We start from the raw sequence: 18,333 nt of genomic DNA on the forward strand, positions 1-18,333 counted from the left end.
ACACAGTTGTAGACAATTCGACTAGGAGTGAACAGAATGAAAAAAATGAAGCTTATCCAACAAATCCATGAGGCTGGTGTTATTGCGGTTCTTCGCGGCGATTCGCCAGAAGAGGTCGTCAGAATGGCGGAAAAGGCCATCGAAGGCGGAATTAAGATTATGGAAATCACGCTGACGGTGCCATTTGCTATGGAAGCCATTACAGCGTTGTCCAAAAAGTACTCATCAGCCGATCCGAGTGCGGACAATTACGCCATTATCGGAGCCGGTACAGTTCTCGATTCCGAGACAGCAAGACTTGCCATTCTGGCTGGCGCTGAATTTATTGTTTCTCCAGGCTTAGATAAGGAGACCATTATTCTCTGTAACCGATATCGGGTGCCGGTAATGCCGGGAACTTTTACTGTAAACGATATTTTAGCTGCGCTGGAGCTTGGTGTTGATGTGGTCAAGCTGTTCCCAGGAAACCTCTTCTCTCCATCTGTAATTCCTTCTCTGCGGGGTCCTCTGCCACAAGCTAATGTTATGCCATCTGGCGGTGTAAGCTTGGATAATTTGGCTGAATGGGTACAAGCAGGCGCCTTTGCCGTCGGCATTGGTTCCGATTTAACCAAGGAAGCCGTCAAGGCGGGAGACTACAATCTGATCTCCGAGAAAGCTCAGGCTTACATGCGCGCCTTCTATGAAGCTAAGGCAAATCTGAAATAATGCATTTATCATAGTAAATACACAAGAAGAAACACCTTCGGCGTCCTTATTTAACGGGCGATCGCGTTTCTTCGAGAAATATAAGCCAAGTATGCAATATGCAATTTATACTTTCTTATATTTTGAAAAAACCGCAGAGCGCATCCTATATGTGAATGTCGCACACTGCGGTTTTTTTATTTTTTTCTGGACCATCTTTTCATTGTGCATAGACCTGTAGCTATTCCACCTGAAATGATCGTGAAGATCGATAGAACAAACGTACTCCCAGACAGAAGAAGTCCACCAATTCCGATAATGATGGCATCCATCAATAAAATAATGACTCCCACATTTAAGGGAATGCGTCGGGCGAGAAAATGGGCGAGCAAATCTGTTCCTCCCGTGCTTGTCTCAAATCGCAGCATGATGCCGAGCCCCGTCCCGATCAAAAAACCGCCGGCCGAAGCACTGGGAATGGAGCCCCAATCTAAGTATGGATGAAAAATAGGCTGTAATGGGGACAACAGGTCAATAACAAAAGAGGAGATCAACATTCCCGTCAAACTGTTGTAAAAGATGGCACGGTTTAATAGCCAAGCAGCCATGAACATAGGGATGCTGCACAGTATAATAACAAAGCCAATGTGCAAATCGAACAAATAATTGGTGATCAGCGCGATGCCGATGACCCCACCATCAAGCACCTTGTACGGAACGAGGAAGAAGTTCGTCCCGGCGGCGATCAAAATACTTCCGATAATGATAATAAAATACTTGATAATAGACTGCATAATGAACAGCTCCAAAAGTAGGAATGTCTATTCATATGCTTGTCTGAGTAAAAACTGTACTCCATGTCAGATTTAAATAGAAAAAAAATCCAAAATGGTCCTATTTAAATAGTTTTGTAATCGCACAAATAAATCAGGAACTGAGTATCTATGTACTATGTTAAATCGTTTGTATCATGAGGCCGTTACACTATATACTGGTAACTAAGAAACTCTCACAGTATATGAAGAGGTGACATACTCATGGATCAGATGAAAGAAGCGTTTGAGAAGCTGGGACTTCCGAAAACAGCAACCAGAGAAGAACTTGATGACCGATATACCCTGCTCATGCGACAGTCCCGTTCCGAGCAAAGACGGGATCCGGATAAGGCTGATGAAGTAGAAGAACGTTTCACAGAAGTAACACGGGCATATAATTATATTTTGGATGAGGAAAAACGCAATTCCCTGGAAGAAATAAGCCGCAAGAAATATGGCAAATTTAAAGGCATGGCAGGAACTGCGGAGAAGACGGAACATTTCTTTCGCTACTATAGATACCATGTACTTGGCGGGCTCGTTATCCTCGGTATTATCATTTATGCAATCATTAGTATTTTCAACCACCGAGCCGAGCAGGAACGGCTTGCCAAACTACCGCCGGTAGATCTATCCGTCATGTTTTTGGGCTCTTATATGACCCCAGACGGTGGCCAGGACTACAAGCCGATTGAGGATGCCATTTTGGCACAGTTCCCAGAGTGGAAAAGGGTACAGGTTAACATCACGTATGTTCCTCCAATGGACTCCGGTTCACCAAATGATGTCGCCCTTCTCCAAAAAGCAATGCTTATGCTAACTACCGAGCGTCCGGATTTGTATATTATGGATAAGACAGCCTTTAACTGGGTCGGCAATCAAGGCATTGCGCGAAGTCTGGAACCGGAACTTGAGGGCGAGCTCAAGTCACTGGTCACCCCCGATATGCTAGTAAAGACCAAACTGGAAGAAGAAACTGCTGAGAAAGTGTACGCGGTGGATATCATGAACAGTCCCCTCGCTGAAGCTCTGCCCTTAGCCAAAACAGAAATGATAGCCGGAATTCGTGGCGGGTCCGAGAAAGAAACCAATGCATTAGCTTTTATTAAAACCTATTTGGAAGCAGCGAAGACAAATCAATAGAAGGATGAATAAGCTTAAGCCCCGTGATGAGGATATCTGCCTCTAAACGGGGCTTTTTCAGATAAGATGTTCGGGTCCGGTCGCTGTAATGTACAGAACTGTTGGAACTTTTGGACGGGTCTATTTCTATCCTTTGAAAACAAACCTAACCTTGATATAATAAAAGGAATTTAAAAGAGTTAAAGGGAGATGTTCATGTCTGGTAAAATAAAAATATTCGCTGACAGCACCTGTGACTTACCGTCATCGTGGATTGAAGAATACGACATCGGCATCGTACCGCTATATGTTGTGTTTGGGGAAGATTCTCTCCGGGACGGAGTGGACATTACACCTTTAGAGCTATATGCCAAGGTTGAAGAAACAGGTAGCCTGCCGAAGACTGCTGCACCGTCGCCTTCTGATTTTATTGCTGCATTTTCTCCGTTTATCGAGCAGGGAGACGACATATTATTCTTGAGCCTTTCATCAGAGCTGTCCTCTACTTATCAAAATGCCGTCATCGCATCTGAAGAGCTGCCATCAGGTCGGGTAACCGTGATTGATTCGCGCAACCTCTCCTGCGGGATCGGACTTCTGGTTATGAAAGCGGTCCATGCTGCTAAAGAAGGTTCTACGATTCCGCAAATCGTGGATCTGGTAAACAGCTATACGGATCAAGTGGAATGCGAATTTGTCATTGATACACTTGATTACTTGTATAAGGGTGGACGCTGCTCCGGCATGCAAAATGTGATTGGAAGTTTACTGAAGATCAGACCTGTTATTAAGGTTGTTAACGGCGGCATGATACCTGCTTATAAAGTTCGGGGCAAGAAAGAGAAAGCTTTGGAACAGATGTTGAGTAATGCGCTGGATCGCGTTCAAGATATGGATAACGACCTTATTGTCGTTGTACATACTATGGCTGAATCGGAAGCACTCATGCTAAAAAAAGCTCTTCAAGAAAAGACAGGGGCAAGACAAGTCAGTATCTCCACTGCAGGCTGCGTAATTAGCAGTCACTGCGGTCCACATACAGTTGGACTTATGTATACCAAGAAACCAAGCTGATACGCGCTCTAGTTCTCATTAAAGTAAACGGCAGTCTACTGTGGCGAAAGCCTGCAGAACTGCCGTTTTATTATACGTCCGGTTGTTGAGAGATTCGCCAAGTTAACGGTTGTATCTCCTTTGGTATTTTCCACTGCTATATCGGCTAAATAACCTGAGAGGTAAATAAGTCTTGCCTTAAGATGACATTCACATAAAAAAAACTGGACCCTTTACAGATCCAGTCAAAAAATTGTTAATAACGAACCATTACTTTCGCTCACAAATCCTTAGGAAATGTCCCCCTGCACTCATCCCTACCGCACTGGCTATGAATGATCTTCACACCATCCGTCGGCAAAGTGTCAATCAACTCATCGCAACCAGAGCATATGATCAGCCCCATGTCCTTGCTATTGTCTGCATTCCCAGTCACCAGGTTTGTGAGCGTTTTCATCTTATTCCTCCTCAGTTTTTCGCTTTCGTTCCTTCCGGACAGCCGATTGTCAGGATCTTGCTCAGACCTTCTAAGCATAGTGTATTGTCGTAAAAATCAACTTATGAGCAAAAAGTAAAATTGATTCATGTACTAAATAAAACGGCAGGCCGAGAAAATGACATCTCTTGGCCTACCGTAAATTATTTAACAATTAAATCTAACTAAGGACCTATTGGCAGCGGTTAAGGAACTCAACCATGCGCGCATACCCGATTTTCTCATTAGCTTTCTTCGTAATTCCGTGACCTTCATCCTCAAACACAAGATATTCCACATCACGGCCCTTGGCCCGGAGGGCTTCAACGATCTGATCCGATTCTTCCTTTACAACCCGGGGATCATTAGCCCCCTGAATGATAAGCATTGGATTAACCATGTTATCCAGATACGTAATTGGCGAATCCTTGATAAACCGTTCACGGTCCCGCTCCGGATCCCCGATCCATTGCTCCATAATCGGCTTCCAGTTTTCCGGTACTGAATTGTAGAATGTAAACAAATTGCTGACACCTACAATATCGATAGCTGCTCGGAAATATTCCGGATTACGTCCTGCCAGCAGCAGTGTCATGTAGCCGCCATAGCTGCCGCCCATAACGAACAGCTTCTCACGACTGGATATCCCCTGCTCGAACAACCAGTCCATGCCAGCCAGGCAATCCTTGCGCGGACCTTCTCCCCAATCCTGTTCTACCAACTTCACAAAAGAACTTCCGTACCCGGTGCTTCCACGGAAATTCGGACAGAAGATGTTATAACCTTGTGCGATAATGTACTGGAACAAAGCGCGGAACTGCTTTCGTTCAGCTGCCTGAGGCCCGCCGTGAGGCCAGAACACCGTATAACCATTTGCCAGATGCTCCTTAGCACGGAACAACATGGCTTCAATTTCCATACCATCAAACGATTGATATGTAATGACATCGGGAGATACCAAATCTTCTTCGGTCAATCCGGTCATGACATTTCGAGTGAGCATTTTCCATGTTCCATCCTGGTAGCGATAGATATTAAATGGCTTAACCGCTCCGCGGGCCAGAAGATACAGATTGCCCGATTTTGCTACTGTAAGCTGCTCAACGATATCAGATGGAAGCGGAATTGGCGTCAGTTCGCCACTGTCCAGTGAATAAGCATACAGCTTATCCTCAACTCCCTTTTCAGTGACAACGTAGACCGTATTCGAATCTTTATGATATCGCATCAAACTGACGCTCTCCCGATCAATATGACGGAGCGGCATAAATTCTTTATTAGGAATATCATACTTCGCAATATAAGTAAATTCCGAGTCAAAGTTGGTCGCGAACAACAGGGTATCATTATCCAGGAAGATGACATCCCCAGCAGTATGAACCTGTTCCGGTGAAGGAGTCAGACACTGATCATCCTCGCCTTCACGACTCACAAAACTTAAATAATATGTATTGGCGTACATTTTACTATACACAACACTTTTCTCGTCAGGACTTACCGCAACCAGTTCGGTTGTCGTATCCTTCCCTTCGATCAAGAGCTTATTCTGCTTCGATTCCAGGTCATACACGCATGAATTCATATAAGACGGATTGTCCTTGGAAGTACAGTAATACAGCCGTTTCCCATCCTCCGATAAATGGACGAAGTAGTGCTTATCCTCTGGCGAGGCCCCTTCAAACAATGGCATCGGATCGCCGCCGTTCCAGCGAAGCGCATGAAATTGATAGTTTTCATTCCCGTCGCGGTCAAATGCCGTTAAAATATGACGTCCCTCTGGATCCAGTTTAATAAAGCTGCAGATCTGGTCGTTATAAGTGAGTGGATAAGGATACGATGTTTCCCCGTTCATATCGATAGCCCATAAGTTAAATTTGCCGTTCAAGCTGCTGCTGAACACCAAACGCGACTCATCCGCATGGACTCCGAAGGAACGAATAACATACGTTTGAAAGAACTGTTCTACATCCGGTTTCGGAAATTGAATCATCGACAACGCCTCCCCTGTTCACAACTAATTTATTGTCCGAAGGATAATTAATGTGTCCGCTATCCTACAGATAGATCTAATTATAAAGCATCGAACTTGGTAAATAAATCAAACTGTGGGATGATCTCATCTAATTCTTCAGTTGTATGGAAAATTCCTGTCAAGTACAATTGAAAAGGCTTACACTGAATGATAAGCTTAAAAAGCTTCTATTAAAAATGACGAGACTAGGACGTGTGGCCATTGTTACCTTACAACAAGAAAAAAACAAAAAAGAAAAACAGCGTCTATACCATTTTCGTCTTGTCATATGTCTCTATCCTAATTCTTACACTTTCCAGCGCCTTCGTCTATTACGCCAAAATAAATAAACAAATCACGATGCAGACCGAGCTGTCGACAGTTACTTTACTTGGCCAACTCAAGTCTGATATTGAAGACGATATATCCTATATAAAAGAACTGAGCAACGCGATTGTATTTAATTCCAAACTCGAACAGGTGGCCAAAGGCGTTCCATCCTACAGCTATGCTGAGCTGATGAAAGATATGTCCAGCAAGCAAAAGCCCCGCGATTTTCTATTTGACTATTTTGTTTACATCAACTCCACGGATGAAATCATAACGCCTACAATAAAAATGAAAGCCCAGAAATTTTTTGATCTGATGTATCAGTTTGTAGATTTAGATTATGAAACCTTCAATGAAGATTATTTGCATGGTTATCATTTTCAAGAATACATGCCTATTCAAAAAATGAATCAATACGAGAGCAATATAGTGGATGTACTTCCTTACATCCAGTCTTTTCCGATGAATGCCCAATCGGAGCCACTAGGACAAGTCATTTTTCTAATGGATGCTAGTAATATGTTCTCATTAATTAATCAAGTGCATCAGGTCACAAACTCAAATATTTATGTGCTTGACGAGAAAGACCGTCTTATCCTAAGCTCTCCGGACGCGCCAACGCTAAATATCCAAAAACTCGATAGCTTTGATAAAATGACAGAATCTCGTCGTGAAATTTTGAATAAAATCGTATCCGAGAAAAATGGCTGGAAGTATATTGCTTCGACGCCAAAGAGCCTGTACTTTAAAGAAAATCTCAACTACTTGATGAACTTTATCGCGATTTTCTTAATTTATTTAGTGGCTGGTCTTATCGTTGTCCGCTACTTGGCAAAACGAAGCTACAAACCGCTGAAGGAAATCAATGAGCTCATACAAATTCATGCTCAAACCTCGGTAAGCGGAAAAAATGAGTACGAGAATATTAAAAATACGATTGTGGACCAGATTCAGAATGATAAGGAACTGAACGAAATTATCGAAAAACAGCTTCCGATTGTCCGGCGTGATTATTTGCTGCATCTGATCCGGGGGATGGTGACGAACTACGATGATGTAGCTCAGCAGTTATCGTCCATCGGTATCGAGTTCACTTCCAATACGTACCTGATCGGCTCATTGGAGATTGACATGGACAGTCCGTTCTTTATGGACAATACCAATTTATCCGAGAAAAATCTTTCCCTCGCACGTGTCGTAGCGGAAAACGTTAGCTGTGAACTTATGAAGAAGCATTTCACTTGTTATTTCCTGGATTTGGGGCGTAACCAATCTATGTTTCTTATCCAATTGAGGGATGACTTTGATTCGGCTGAAGCCGTGTCCATCGCCAGAGAGCAGGCGAATGCGCTAATCCACTTTACGTACAGACATTATCATTTGAATCTAAATGTCGGTCTGAGCACGGCATATTCAGAGCTGAAAAACATACCCGAATGCTTTGATGAGGCTAAAAAAGCCCTGGAACATAGCAAATTGCGGGATGATTACGAAACTATGGGCTTTGAGGATTTAGGAAACCTGAGCTTTGATTATTTTTATTCCATGGAAAGTGAGCATCAGCTCATCAACTTACTGAAGAGTGGTCATTATGAGCAGGCCAAACAGTTTCTGGACAATATTTTTGAAGTTAACATTTCCAAAAATATCGGAGTCGGTGCGGCAAAACTTCTTTTGTATGAAGTTGCCTCCACTTTAATGAAGGTAATGAACTTCTTCCTGGTAGCCAAAGGAGAAGTTCCATCCACCAACGAACGTGTCATTGAAGAGATGATTCAGCACTCCTCTATGGAGGTCGCCAAACGCAGATTCATGGAAACGATTGACAAAATATCCGTGCTCTCGGAAAATAAAAACGTAAGCAAAACAGAGAAACTTGTTAACCGGATCGCCGAATACATTAATCAACATGCCGGTGAAACCTGGCTGGATCTGAATATGCTGTCCCAGGAGTTTGAAGTTACACCGCAGTATATCTCTAATGTGTTCAAGAAGTACAAGCAGGAGAATGTTAAGGATTACATTGCCAAGTTGAAGCTAAATATCGCCAAGGAATTACTGCAATCTACAGATCTGCCCGTGCGTGAAATCGCCTCTCGCCTGGGCTATGCCAGTGAAGCCGGCATTATTCGTCTGTTCAAGAAGTACGAAGGCATGACGCCTGGCGATTACCGGTTGAAGTGCAAAGCAAAAGAATAGCTTTGTCTCTTGTAAGACGCTTCGTGCTGATCAAAAGATTTGAAAAATGATATCACGATAAATCGTCTCATTCACATTGTCAGTGAAACGGTAATCCAACTAGACAAACAGCTGTTTACTGCCGCCAATCCCGACGGAGGCTGTCACGTTTACCACCCTACTTACCAAGCGTGTTTGGATAACTGAGAAATTTCTTCAAGAAGTACACCATGGATCACAAAAAACAAGCAGGACACCTAAGGATGAATCCTCGGGTGTCCTGCTTGTCGTTTTTTTGAGAGGTATCTCTATTTCTGAGATTTAAAAATCTACTTCCGGGATATCTTCTTTGTTGTATTTCAATCCTTATCAGCAGCAATCCTGCGGCGGTGTAAATAACGGGAGCGGAAACCAACCTTGCGGACAGTTCGGCTGGCTCTCGTCCTCAGCTGAAAATCCGGCATACGAACTAAGCGGTGAGAATAACAGAGCCGTTGCTTCACTCGCCGATAGAATGGCGTCCGGTTGAACATCACCATTCTCTCCGTCAATATGTTCAACTATGACTTCTCCGCTACGCACTTGAATGTCTACGGTTTCCCCACTCTCTATCCGCAATACGAACCTTCCGTCTTGGAGCCTACTCTCTAACGCTTTACACTTCATATACGCCTCTATAACCGGTGAATATTTGAACATGTTATAATTGTGCTGATATCCAACTTTGTACATATCACAAACGCTGCCGAGTCGTCTAATTTTGTCCTTGTCATAGGCAGGAAGCGTGAAATGCAGATCTGGCAGGCCCTTGTAAGCCATCAACGATTTGGAAACTGAAGGCAGGAGATCTATATCCGTAAGCTCGATCTCATAGATCATACCGTTATCCTTGGACAAGCTGAGATAGCCTGCAAACATACCGTTCTGAAGGATAACATAAGGCGTGGCATTCCACGTCCGAAGCAGGTCACTGAACTGCTCTTTGTTCCTTGCTCCGCTCACCTTCCCTTTTTGATACAAATCAAAAACATCATCCAACAGAGTCGAAGCCTCAGTTAGTTCTTCGAAAGTAATATGATCCGCGTCCAGTCCTCTATACTTGTGCCGGACATTATCACTGGTCAGTGTAAAGTCCAGCTTCACCCCTGCTGGCTCATATCCAAAGTATTCATAGCGCTGTCTTTGTCCGCCCAAGAGACTGTAGTCATAGCCTTCGGCTTTCATCTCATCCAATGCGAATGTGAGCAGCTTCTGCATATATCCTTTTCCCCTTGCCCGCGGATGGACAGATACCGTACCTACACAGCCAACCTTAAGCTCTATACCCGCAACTTTAAAATGAATCGGCAGAACACATAACATCGCGCGAATTTTACCGTCTTCCTTCACAAGGTAGTGGTACTGCTGCGTCATCCGACCTTCACCATACAGCTTCGGAATCAGTGAAGCAAAATCATGTGGTGCTGCCGACTTACTGAATATGTAATCTGCAAAATCAATAATATCCTGGGCGTCTTCAAGCGTCCCCTTACTGTAAATTTCCACCCTTGTTCCTCCCCGTTATTACTGGACAGCAATCATGCCATTCCCCATTCCAACTTCTATAGTCGTATTAATGCGTGGACATCTTACCGGCATAAGCCTGATCTATTTCACATTTCAAAGGTTCGCCTTGCAGGTAATGCCTCATATCCGTAATAAGTGCTTGAACGACAACCAAACGGCGGTCTATCGTCGGCCCTCCCATATGAGGCATCAAAATTGCATTATCAAACCCCATCAGCGGATGTCCTTGCGGCAGAGGCTCAACCTCGTACACATCGAGTACCGCGTTGATCTTACCTTCCGCCAACACACGGCAAAGCGCAGGCTCATCAATAACAGCACCACGGGCCGTGTTGACGAGCAGGGACCCTTCTGGCATTAAGCGCAGGAGATCCTCAGTAATAAGATGATAGTTCTCCTTGGTCATACCGCTATGAATCGAGACGATATCACAGGTGGAGAAAATCTCCGGAAGATCGGCTTTTTCCATTTGGTGCTTATCCAGTTCCTCCTGAGCTATATGACGGGAAAATACCTTAATCTTCACATTGAACGGCTTAAGCATTTGCACGACCATTTTAGAGATCATTCCATAGCCTACGATACCAACCGTTCTGTCCAGCAGCCCTTTGTTATAATAGGCGGACGGCCAAATGCCATTCTTCAGGTCTCCGGAAAACCGCGGAATATCCCGTAGGGATGCCAAGGAATAGGCGATTACACTTTCGGCTACCGACTGTGCGAACACTTCGTTCCCGCTAATGACCGTGATCCCTTTTTCGTACACGGCATCAGTTACATATGGTCTTACAGAGCCGCCGGTATGTGCAACCATTCTCAGCTTATTAGCATAGCTCATCACGTCCTCATCAAGGACCGGCGAACCCCAGTCTGTCACACATATATCCACATCTTTAATTTTTTCGCAAATTTCCTGCTTCGTATAATGCGTTGTACTGCTTTCATTCCAAATTACTTCTCCGATTTCTTCCAGCTGCCGAATCAAATCTTCGTTAAAAAAAGTATAGAAGATTTGATTCTTTGGCATCGTAACAAGGATCTTCAATTGTCCCATAGAACGGCCACCCTTCTAAAGTTCATCGCGGATATGTATTTTGGCGGCAACTGCCGTATCCCCTTCGCGAACAATCTCGACACCTTCTGTAAAGTGACAGTCCTGAACTACATTAGGACGCTTGGACCGTGAACTTCGCTGTGTGAATACGAGTTGGTCGGCCGTACATCCGCGTATCTGGGCACCATCCGCATTGATCAGCATGGTACCACACTCGGGGTATTTTTCCGTCTTGGTGATATACACATCCTCTAACGTCAAATCGGTTACTTTCGCAAAAGAAATAAACCAGCAGGCGGAGTGGCGCTTGACCGTAATTCGCTTGGCGCTATCTCCCCATGTAAACCCGCTATTAGCAAAAGATATCAAACCTGAATTGCCTATATAGGTCAGATCATGCTCGAATTGGCCATGGGTTACAAATGCACCGTGGAAATCACCATCACCATGGCAGTTCTCTACCATGCAGTAAGCGCTTCCCGTAAAATCATTCAGATGACGGGCATTGCTTGCGACACAGTCGCGAACTTTGCCATAGAGACAATGAATTTGCTGCGTCAAATAGCCTGTACCGCCAACAACCACTTCAACAGGATTACTGAGGGAGCATTTTTCAGTCACATAATACGTGTTATGCCTTCTCAAAAGGACAGGCCAGTAGGTGTGATAAGCATGTAAGCCAAAGGTGTCGCAGTTCACGGCATATTCCAGCGCCAAAGGCTGTGCTCCTTTGTCTTCACCTCCGTCATTTCCCCAAAACACCATATTGCGAACGTTTACATTTTTAACAGGCTCTACCCTTTGATAGGTTAGCGTCCGTCCTTCTTGAAGCTCCCATCCCATTTTGTAATTGAAGCGCACGTGAGTATCGTCAATTATTTCTGTCACCATCAGCATCTTGTCGATCTCTTTTTCTTCCCTACCTGTCAATCTGTTTACCGTTACGATCCACCAATCATACAGATGAAATGCGCTGCTGTCTTCTACTTCAAATATATCATATAACTCTTCCAAAGAATGTGACAGGTTTAGCTCCTGTTTCTCTTCCATAAGCTGTCCCCTGAAATGCATGACCGCGCCGAAGGGATCGTTGTGTGCGGCCGGCTCAATACCTTGAGCCGTCACGTTGCAATTGTGAAAATCAAGTTCAAGATCACTTCGGTTAAACTTCTGGCGCTTCGTAAAGCGCAAATCCGTATAGGCTTCAATCACTTTAATTGAGGGGTCATTCACCATAGTTGTGAGCGCTTCGTCAGCCGGGAAAGAAGGGCCCATAATCCCAAAATATCTAAAATCACACACCCCATGGTGAATCAGCAGCCATCGCCCACTTTCGCTGTACTCTTCAGGGGCAATCACGGTTCCGCCGTTATGTGTTAATGTACAGTCATTTCGCCACTTATACTGCATCGAGATGTCTCCCGGCTCGTAATAGCCAAGGACGAGGGCTATATCCCCGTCCTTCAGCTTATCTGGTAGTAACTGAGTCATCTCCCGGATACAACTTAGTTGATGTAACACGGTCAGTCCTCCGATTATTTCAATGATTCGTTCCATCTTTTCAGCGCATCTGTTTTGATAGTCAGCAGCTCTTGCAGACCCATTTTGTCCAATGTAGCTATGTAGCTGTCGAAGTTATCCAGACTTTCTTCACCAATAATAAACTTGGTAGTCATCAACGTTACATAAGTAAAGAGATCATTCTCGATAACGTTGCCTTTCTCTGATTCTTTGGCTGTAAAACGGGCATTCACCGGATAAGCATCTCTGTAATAAGGGACTTGTTTCTCTTTTACCTGGGTAACCTTCATTTCCATAAGTGGATTATTGGCTGGCATTGCTGTAAAGTCCAAGTAACCCGGCAGTTCCATGTTTACGGAAATCAACTTGTTAATATCTCCAAAACCCGTAATCGGATCAATCCATTCATATTGAGCTTTCGTATCATCCGTGTATTTCCAGTGTTCACCTTCATATCCGACAAAAACAGTGTTGCCTGAGAAACCATCAACAGCTTTATCTTCTGTTGCGTAGAACATATCCAGTAATCTCATGGCAGCTTCCGGATGCTTGGCTTTATCTGTAATAATGGCTTTACTGGTGTACAAGTTAAACGGAGATCTAACCACTTTTTTGTCATTCACAGGTGAAGTCAAAGGTCCTAGGCTAAGTTGCTCCGACTTAGCTGCCTCTGGATCGAGCACTGTTGGGGAAGCGTTGTAAATACCAACCAGACCACCTTTTACCTTTGCTTGCCACTGCTGAGATGTCTGGGTTGTGAATTCAGGATCGATCAATCCTTCTTTATACAGCTTGTTCGTATATATGAGGAAATCTTTATACTCTTTCATCGCAGGAATATAAACGACCTCACCTGCATCATTAACGTCAAAGCCGATTCCTCCTGTAAGCCCTGTAAATGCAGGCACCAGGAGCTGCTGAAATGCGTTCAGTCCGACTGCAGAGAATGGAATTTCATCACTCAGATCACCATTGCCGTTCGCATCCTTTTCTTTGAATGCTTTCAACATTTCATAGAGCTCATCCGTCGTTGTTGGAGCTTTTTCTATTCCTACATTTTTCATCCATTGAGAGTCAAAGAATCCAAGATGCCCTTGTGTCATTGATGTATTAAAAATATAAGGTAGTCCGTAAATTTTTCCATCCATGGAAGTAATCGAAGCTTTAATGACCGGATCCTTCTCCATCAAGGCTTTCAGATTCGGCGCATATTGGTCAATCAGGTTCGTCAGGTCAAGAAATACACCTTGGGGACCATAAGTTTCTTCATCTGTCTTATCTGCCCCTCTCAAGATGATATCCGCATATTCACCGCCAACGAGAGCTATATTTTTTTGCTCATTAAACGAGTCGCCCTCTGAAAGCTCAAATTCAAGCTCAATATTCGTTTTTTCCGCCAATCTTTTAAAAATCTCCAGCTCGCCCCAATCCGAGCCGCCGGGATCTTTTTTACCCATCACTTTAATTTTGATTTTTTCCTTGGTGATGGGATACTCCCCCACAGGGTTCAAATAATCGGGCAGCCCCGTTTCAACTCCCGGGGTATTCTCCGAATTATTCCCTTCTGCATCTTTCTCTGGAGATGCACAGCCTGATAATAAACTTCCAAACAGGGTAGTGCTAAGTAGTAATGCGAGCATGCTTTTCTTTTTCATGATCCTTCCTCCTCTTGAGTATATATGTAAATTCATTTGTTGCCGGTGTAAGTGAAGCATGGGTTATCAGCCCTTAACAGAGCCCAGCGTAACGCCTTTAACAAAGTATTTTTGCACAAATGGATACAGAGCCATTACAGGCAAGGATGCAACAACAATAAGTGCATATTTGATCTGTTCCGCTGCACGCAGCTCTTCCTGCAGCAATCCGGCAGTATCCCCGCCCTGCTGCAGCAGCTCAGCATTGAATTGACTCTTCAACAGCGTTTCGCGCAAAATGATTTGAAGTGGCTGCCATTGATCATCTCTCAAATAAATCAATGCGGTGAAATAACTGTTCCAGTGATTTACGGCACTGAACAATGCCATAACGGCGATAATAGCCGTGGACAACGGCAGCACCACCTGAGCGAACAATCGGAAATTGGAGCATCCGTCGATCTGTGCCGCTTCCTGCACCTCAATCGGAATTGTTGTCTGAAAGAAAGTACGGCTAATAATAATGTTGGTCATCGACGTTGCTCCCAAAATCACCATAACCCATGGCGAATTATAAAGACCTACACTTTTGACCGTCATAAAGGTAGGGATCAGACCGCCAGAGAAGAACATCGTAATCAGAAACATAATGGTGAAAAACTTATTTCCTACAAAATCTTTCCGCGATAGCGAATACGCAGCAAGCAGCGTAACCGTCACATTTATAATCGTTCCTACCACCGTGTACACGATCGTGTTCAGGTATCCCCTTAAAATGCTAGTATCATTAAAGATGTTCGCATATCCGTTGAAGGAAATGTCTTTAGGAAACAACAGCATCTTGCCGGAGTTCACCAAATCAGGATTACTCATGGAAGCGCTCACAATAAACCAGAGCGGATACATCGTCAGAAGTAGAATCATAGTCAGAACAACAAGGTTGACCGCATTAAACACCTTGTCGGACTTGGTTTCTTTTACAAGCATGCAATCTCCCTCCTTACCATAATGAATTCTCTCCAACTTTACGGGAGAAGCGGTTTACTAGTATAAGAAGTGTCAAGTTTATGATATTGTTGAATAGCCCTACGGCAGAAGATAAGCTATACTGGGCCTTTTGGATACCGAGCTTGTACACATAAGTCGAAATGACCTCAGACACTTCCATATTAATATCCTTCTGCATAAGCAGCACTTTCTCGAAACTGAGGTTCATGATTCCCCCAACGCTAATAATCAGCATGATTATAATTGTTGGCATGATAGCCGGCAGGTTGACATGGATGATTCGTTGAATCCGGCTTGCCCCGTCAATCGTAGCCGCTTCGTGTAACTCTGGGGATACGCCAGCGAGTGCGGCAAAGTAAATGACAGATCCATATCCAGTAGTCTGCCATACGCCTGACCACACATACATATCGTTAAATAGACTATCCTTCTGTAGAAAATGGATCGGCTCCATACCGACTAGAGCAGTGAGCTGGTTTACAAGTCCCGTATTCGAGAAGAACAGATCAATCATCCCTACCAGTACAACCATGGAGATGAAGTATGGCATGTATGTAATGTTCTGTACCAGCTTCTTGAATTTGTTGTTCTTCACCTCGTTGATCAATAGTGCCAGAATGATCGGTGCCGGGAAACTGACGAGTAAATAATAGAATGAAATGGAGATGGTGTTCCAGAATATCTCTGCGAATCGCGTGGAACTGAAAAAGGTAATAAAGTGTTTAAATATGGGGTCCGCCCACGGACTCCCACTGAAACCTTTTGTTGCAATAAAGTCTTTGAACGCAATCTGCACACCGTACATAGGTACGTAGGAAAAAATGAAGAAGTATAAAAATGCCGGCAGTATAAATAGGTACAATACCCAGTTGCGCTTGATCAGCAGCAGCTTCAGATTCTTACCGGTTGCCGTTCGTAGCGGAGCGCGCTGCGGTTTGGGCTTCTTTGCTAATCTCAAGTATATCCCCCTCCTGTTGTGATGAACTAGGCTATCTCTTTCGCCTGCCCTTATTATAGGAGGATGCATCCAAGGCCCGTAAATTGCCTGAATTTAAAGTAACGTTCAATTTTTAAAGGTTGAACACATCAAATTATAAACCTGCTGACAATAATTAAGAAAACGCATTCATATTTTCCCTCATGCCTCTCCCTGTTCACATGATACAAGGATTAGAACCATAATCTTAAACTTTTAAAGTTCACTTTAATATTTGATCATTTCACGCTTTTAGCCCACTGGCTATACTTAATACGGATGTACACGACTTATTATACGGATTTGGATAACTGGAGGAATTGCTGTTGAATACCTTGCTTATCGTAATCACCATCATGCTGTTTTCTACACAAACCTTGTCTATGAAACTTATCAAGGCTGGCCCCCTCAGAGAGCGACTGCTGATTTATGCCGGGTTCACTTTTATAGCATCCGTGGGGCTGCTTCTGTTCAGCCTGTTTCAGCCTGAAGCCCGTCAGTTCAGCCCTGAAACACTGATGTTCGGCATATTATTCGGTCTCGGTTTTATGTTGACCATCATTTTTTATAATTTGGCGATCAGCACAGGGCCACTTTCTTATACAGCGTTTTATTTCTCGGCGAGTATGCTTATACCAACAGTTACAGGCATTATCGCATTTAATGAAGCGATGACGCTGACGACCGTGGCTGCTATTCTTCTGTTCTTAGCTGCATTTTACTTCATTAATGTAAACCCCGATCCGAAGAGTGAGGGTGGTAGCACAAAGCGGAGTGACAAGTGGCTGCTGTATTGTATGCTGACTTTTTTATTCAACGGTTTACTTGCAGTCATTCAAAAATTCCACCAGCATCAAATGGAGGGAACACAATCCTCCGGTTTAATGTTTGTTGGGTTCTGTTCCGCGTTTGTGTTTTACATTCTAGCGTATACCGTTCAATATGTGACTGGGAAGGAACAGGAAAGCCTCACGATCTCTGGAGAAGGCACCGTGCTGCGCCAAAATTTACTGCCCATGTTGCTACTGGCCGCGACATCACTTATTGGGAATATTATCATGACTTTTCTCTCAGGTGTTGTACCAAGCTCCTATCTCTTTCCGCTTGTTCAAGGCAGCATTATCGTCTGCATCACCCTCTGCTCAATGCTGTTGTTCCGGGAAAAGCTTAGCACCTTCGGCAAAATCGGTATTATGCTCGGCGTATTTGCCATTATCATTATCAATCTTTAAGATGCAAAAAACCTTGATCAGCGTAAGCAGCTCATCAAGGTTTTTTAATCGCCTAACATATATAAATGTATCGGGAAGGAACAAAGTCAGAAAGCCATACCGTATTGTTTCCTTGATAAAATATTATACCGTCCTTAGAAGCCATCTCTGCATGAATACCCAGCAGCACCGGTTCGGAATCCTTCCTCTTACCGACCATGATAGCCATATCGGATTCCGCAGCGAGGTGCACATACTGTCTGCCCATGGGCCGTAATCCATCATTCATAATTTGTTCCACCAGATGCCTCGGCGTTCCATGATACACGACAGGAGGAGGAGTTCCCGGAGATTTCTTTATTTTTTGCGGAAACGAGTGACCATACAAGGCTCTAATCTTTCCATCCTTGATTTCATACCGCTTTTTATCGGCAGCATCCAGCATGTTGCTCAGATCTCCGGCTTGAAGTAAATCCCATTGTTTATCCAGCCGTAAAGCCATCACCAACTGCTCCGTTTCCACCCATCCCTCCGAATCCATCTCCAATTCATACTCCCAGGGAGCGTGACGCAAGGCGTGTGCCACCCCTTTGCTTAGCTTTAAATAATCCATTGTTTCACCTTCCATTCTAAAATGTTAGTCGTTAAAGGAATGATAAAACTCTTCGATATACTATTATAAGCGATTATGG

Annotated in this window: 15 protein-coding genes; 5 read left to right on the plus strand and 10 right to left on the minus strand. The window is 43.9% G+C overall.

Annotated elements, in window-relative coordinates; genetic code table 11:
* Nucleotides 1-36 precede the first annotated feature (36 nt).
* Nucleotides 37-708, plus strand: coding sequence for a bifunctional 2-keto-4-hydroxyglutarate aldolase/2-keto-3-deoxy-6-phosphogluconate aldolase (locus MNQ98_RS23280; protein ID WP_241930376.1), 672 nt, complete (start codon nt 37-39; stop codon nt 706-708).
* A 176-nt stretch (nt 709-884) separates the two neighbouring features.
* Here the strand turns inward: MNQ98_RS23280 and MNQ98_RS23285 are convergent, their stop codons facing one another.
* On the minus strand, nt 885-1,481 hold the full coding sequence (locus tag MNQ98_RS23285) for a YitT family protein (RefSeq protein ID WP_241930377.1): 597 nt from the start codon (nt 1,479-1,481) through the stop codon (nt 885-887).
* Between the two features lie 243 nt (nt 1,482-1,724).
* Here MNQ98_RS23285 and MNQ98_RS23290 point away from each other — a divergent pair, with 243 nt between their 5' ends.
* Both MNQ98_RS23290 and MNQ98_RS23295 read left to right on the plus strand, forming a co-directional pair.
* Entirely contained in the window at nt 1,725-2,645 is a 921-nt protein-coding gene (locus tag MNQ98_RS23290; protein WP_241930378.1) for a molecular chaperone DnaJ, read from the plus strand.
* A 195-nt stretch (nt 2,646-2,840) separates the two neighbouring features.
* Nucleotides 2,841-3,698: a DegV family protein gene (locus MNQ98_RS23295; RefSeq protein ID WP_241930379.1), complete on the plus strand. Its 858-nt coding sequence runs from the start codon at nt 2,841-2,843 to the stop codon at nt 3,696-3,698.
* 259 nt (nt 3,699-3,957) lie between these two features.
* Here the strand turns inward: MNQ98_RS23295 and MNQ98_RS23300 are convergent, their stop codons facing one another.
* Together MNQ98_RS23300 and MNQ98_RS23305 are read right to left on the minus strand one after the other, a co-directional pair.
* The gene (locus MNQ98_RS23300; RefSeq protein WP_241930380.1) at nt 3,958-4,134 is read right to left on the minus strand and encodes a GapA-binding peptide SR1P; all 177 of its coding nucleotides are present in this window, start codon (nt 4,132-4,134) and stop codon (nt 3,958-3,960) included.
* 211 nt (nt 4,135-4,345) lie between these two features.
* On the minus strand, nt 4,346-6,142 hold the full coding sequence (locus tag MNQ98_RS23305) for a S9 family peptidase (RefSeq protein WP_241930381.1): 1,797 nt from the start codon (nt 6,140-6,142) through the stop codon (nt 4,346-4,348).
* A gap of 243 nt (nt 6,143-6,385) precedes the next feature.
* On the opposite strand from MNQ98_RS23305, the gene MNQ98_RS23310 reads away from it, so the two are divergent.
* Nucleotides 6,386-8,692 (plus strand): helix-turn-helix transcriptional regulator, encoded by a 2,307-nt coding sequence (locus tag MNQ98_RS23310; RefSeq protein WP_241930382.1) that lies wholly within the window; start codon nt 6,386-6,388, stop codon nt 8,690-8,692.
* A 348-nt stretch (nt 8,693-9,040) separates the two neighbouring features.
* Here MNQ98_RS23310 and MNQ98_RS23315 read toward each other — a convergent pair whose 3' ends face one another.
* The 6 genes from MNQ98_RS23315 to MNQ98_RS23340 form a co-directional block, all read right to left on the minus strand.
* Nucleotides 9,041-10,216, minus strand: a complete 1,176-nt coding sequence (locus MNQ98_RS23315; protein WP_241930383.1) for a GNAT family N-acetyltransferase — start codon at nt 10,214-10,216, stop codon at nt 9,041-9,043.
* A 67-nt stretch (nt 10,217-10,283) separates the two neighbouring features.
* A complete protein-coding gene (locus MNQ98_RS23320; RefSeq protein ID WP_241930384.1) occupies nt 10,284-11,291 on the minus strand; it encodes a hydroxyacid dehydrogenase in 1,008 nt (335 codons plus the stop codon).
* Nucleotides 11,292-11,306: 15 nt separating this feature from the next.
* Complete coding sequence (locus tag MNQ98_RS23325) at nt 11,307-12,812, minus strand: hypothetical protein (protein ID WP_241930385.1); 1,506 nt, start codon at nt 12,810-12,812, stop codon at nt 11,307-11,309.
* Nucleotides 12,813-12,826: 14 nt separating this feature from the next.
* Nucleotides 12,827-14,467, minus strand: coding sequence for an extracellular solute-binding protein (locus tag MNQ98_RS23330; RefSeq protein WP_241930386.1), 1,641 nt, complete (start codon nt 14,465-14,467; stop codon nt 12,827-12,829).
* 66 nt (nt 14,468-14,533) lie between these two features.
* Nucleotides 14,534-15,433, minus strand: coding sequence for a carbohydrate ABC transporter permease (locus MNQ98_RS23335; protein ID WP_241930387.1), 900 nt, complete (start codon nt 15,431-15,433; stop codon nt 14,534-14,536).
* A gap of 13 nt (nt 15,434-15,446) precedes the next feature.
* Nucleotides 15,447-16,412, minus strand: coding sequence for an ABC transporter permease (locus tag MNQ98_RS23340; protein WP_241930388.1), 966 nt, complete (start codon nt 16,410-16,412; stop codon nt 15,447-15,449).
* 344 nt (nt 16,413-16,756) lie between these two features.
* Between MNQ98_RS23340 and MNQ98_RS23345 the strand changes: the two genes are divergently transcribed.
* Nucleotides 16,757-17,662: a hypothetical protein gene (locus MNQ98_RS23345; protein ID WP_241930389.1), complete on the plus strand. Its 906-nt coding sequence runs from the start codon at nt 16,757-16,759 to the stop codon at nt 17,660-17,662.
* A gap of 52 nt (nt 17,663-17,714) precedes the next feature.
* Here MNQ98_RS23345 and MNQ98_RS23350 read toward each other — a convergent pair whose 3' ends face one another.
* Nucleotides 17,715-18,254: an RNA 2'-phosphotransferase gene (locus tag MNQ98_RS23350; protein WP_241930390.1), complete on the minus strand. Its 540-nt coding sequence runs from the start codon at nt 18,252-18,254 to the stop codon at nt 17,715-17,717.
* Between the last annotated feature and the right edge of the window lie 79 nt (nt 18,255-18,333).

Origin of the sequence: Paenibacillus sp. N3/727, assembly GCF_022637315.1 — a bacterium.
Taxonomy (GTDB): Bacteria; Bacillota; Bacilli; order Paenibacillales; family Paenibacillaceae; genus Paenibacillus_AQ; species Paenibacillus_AQ uliginis.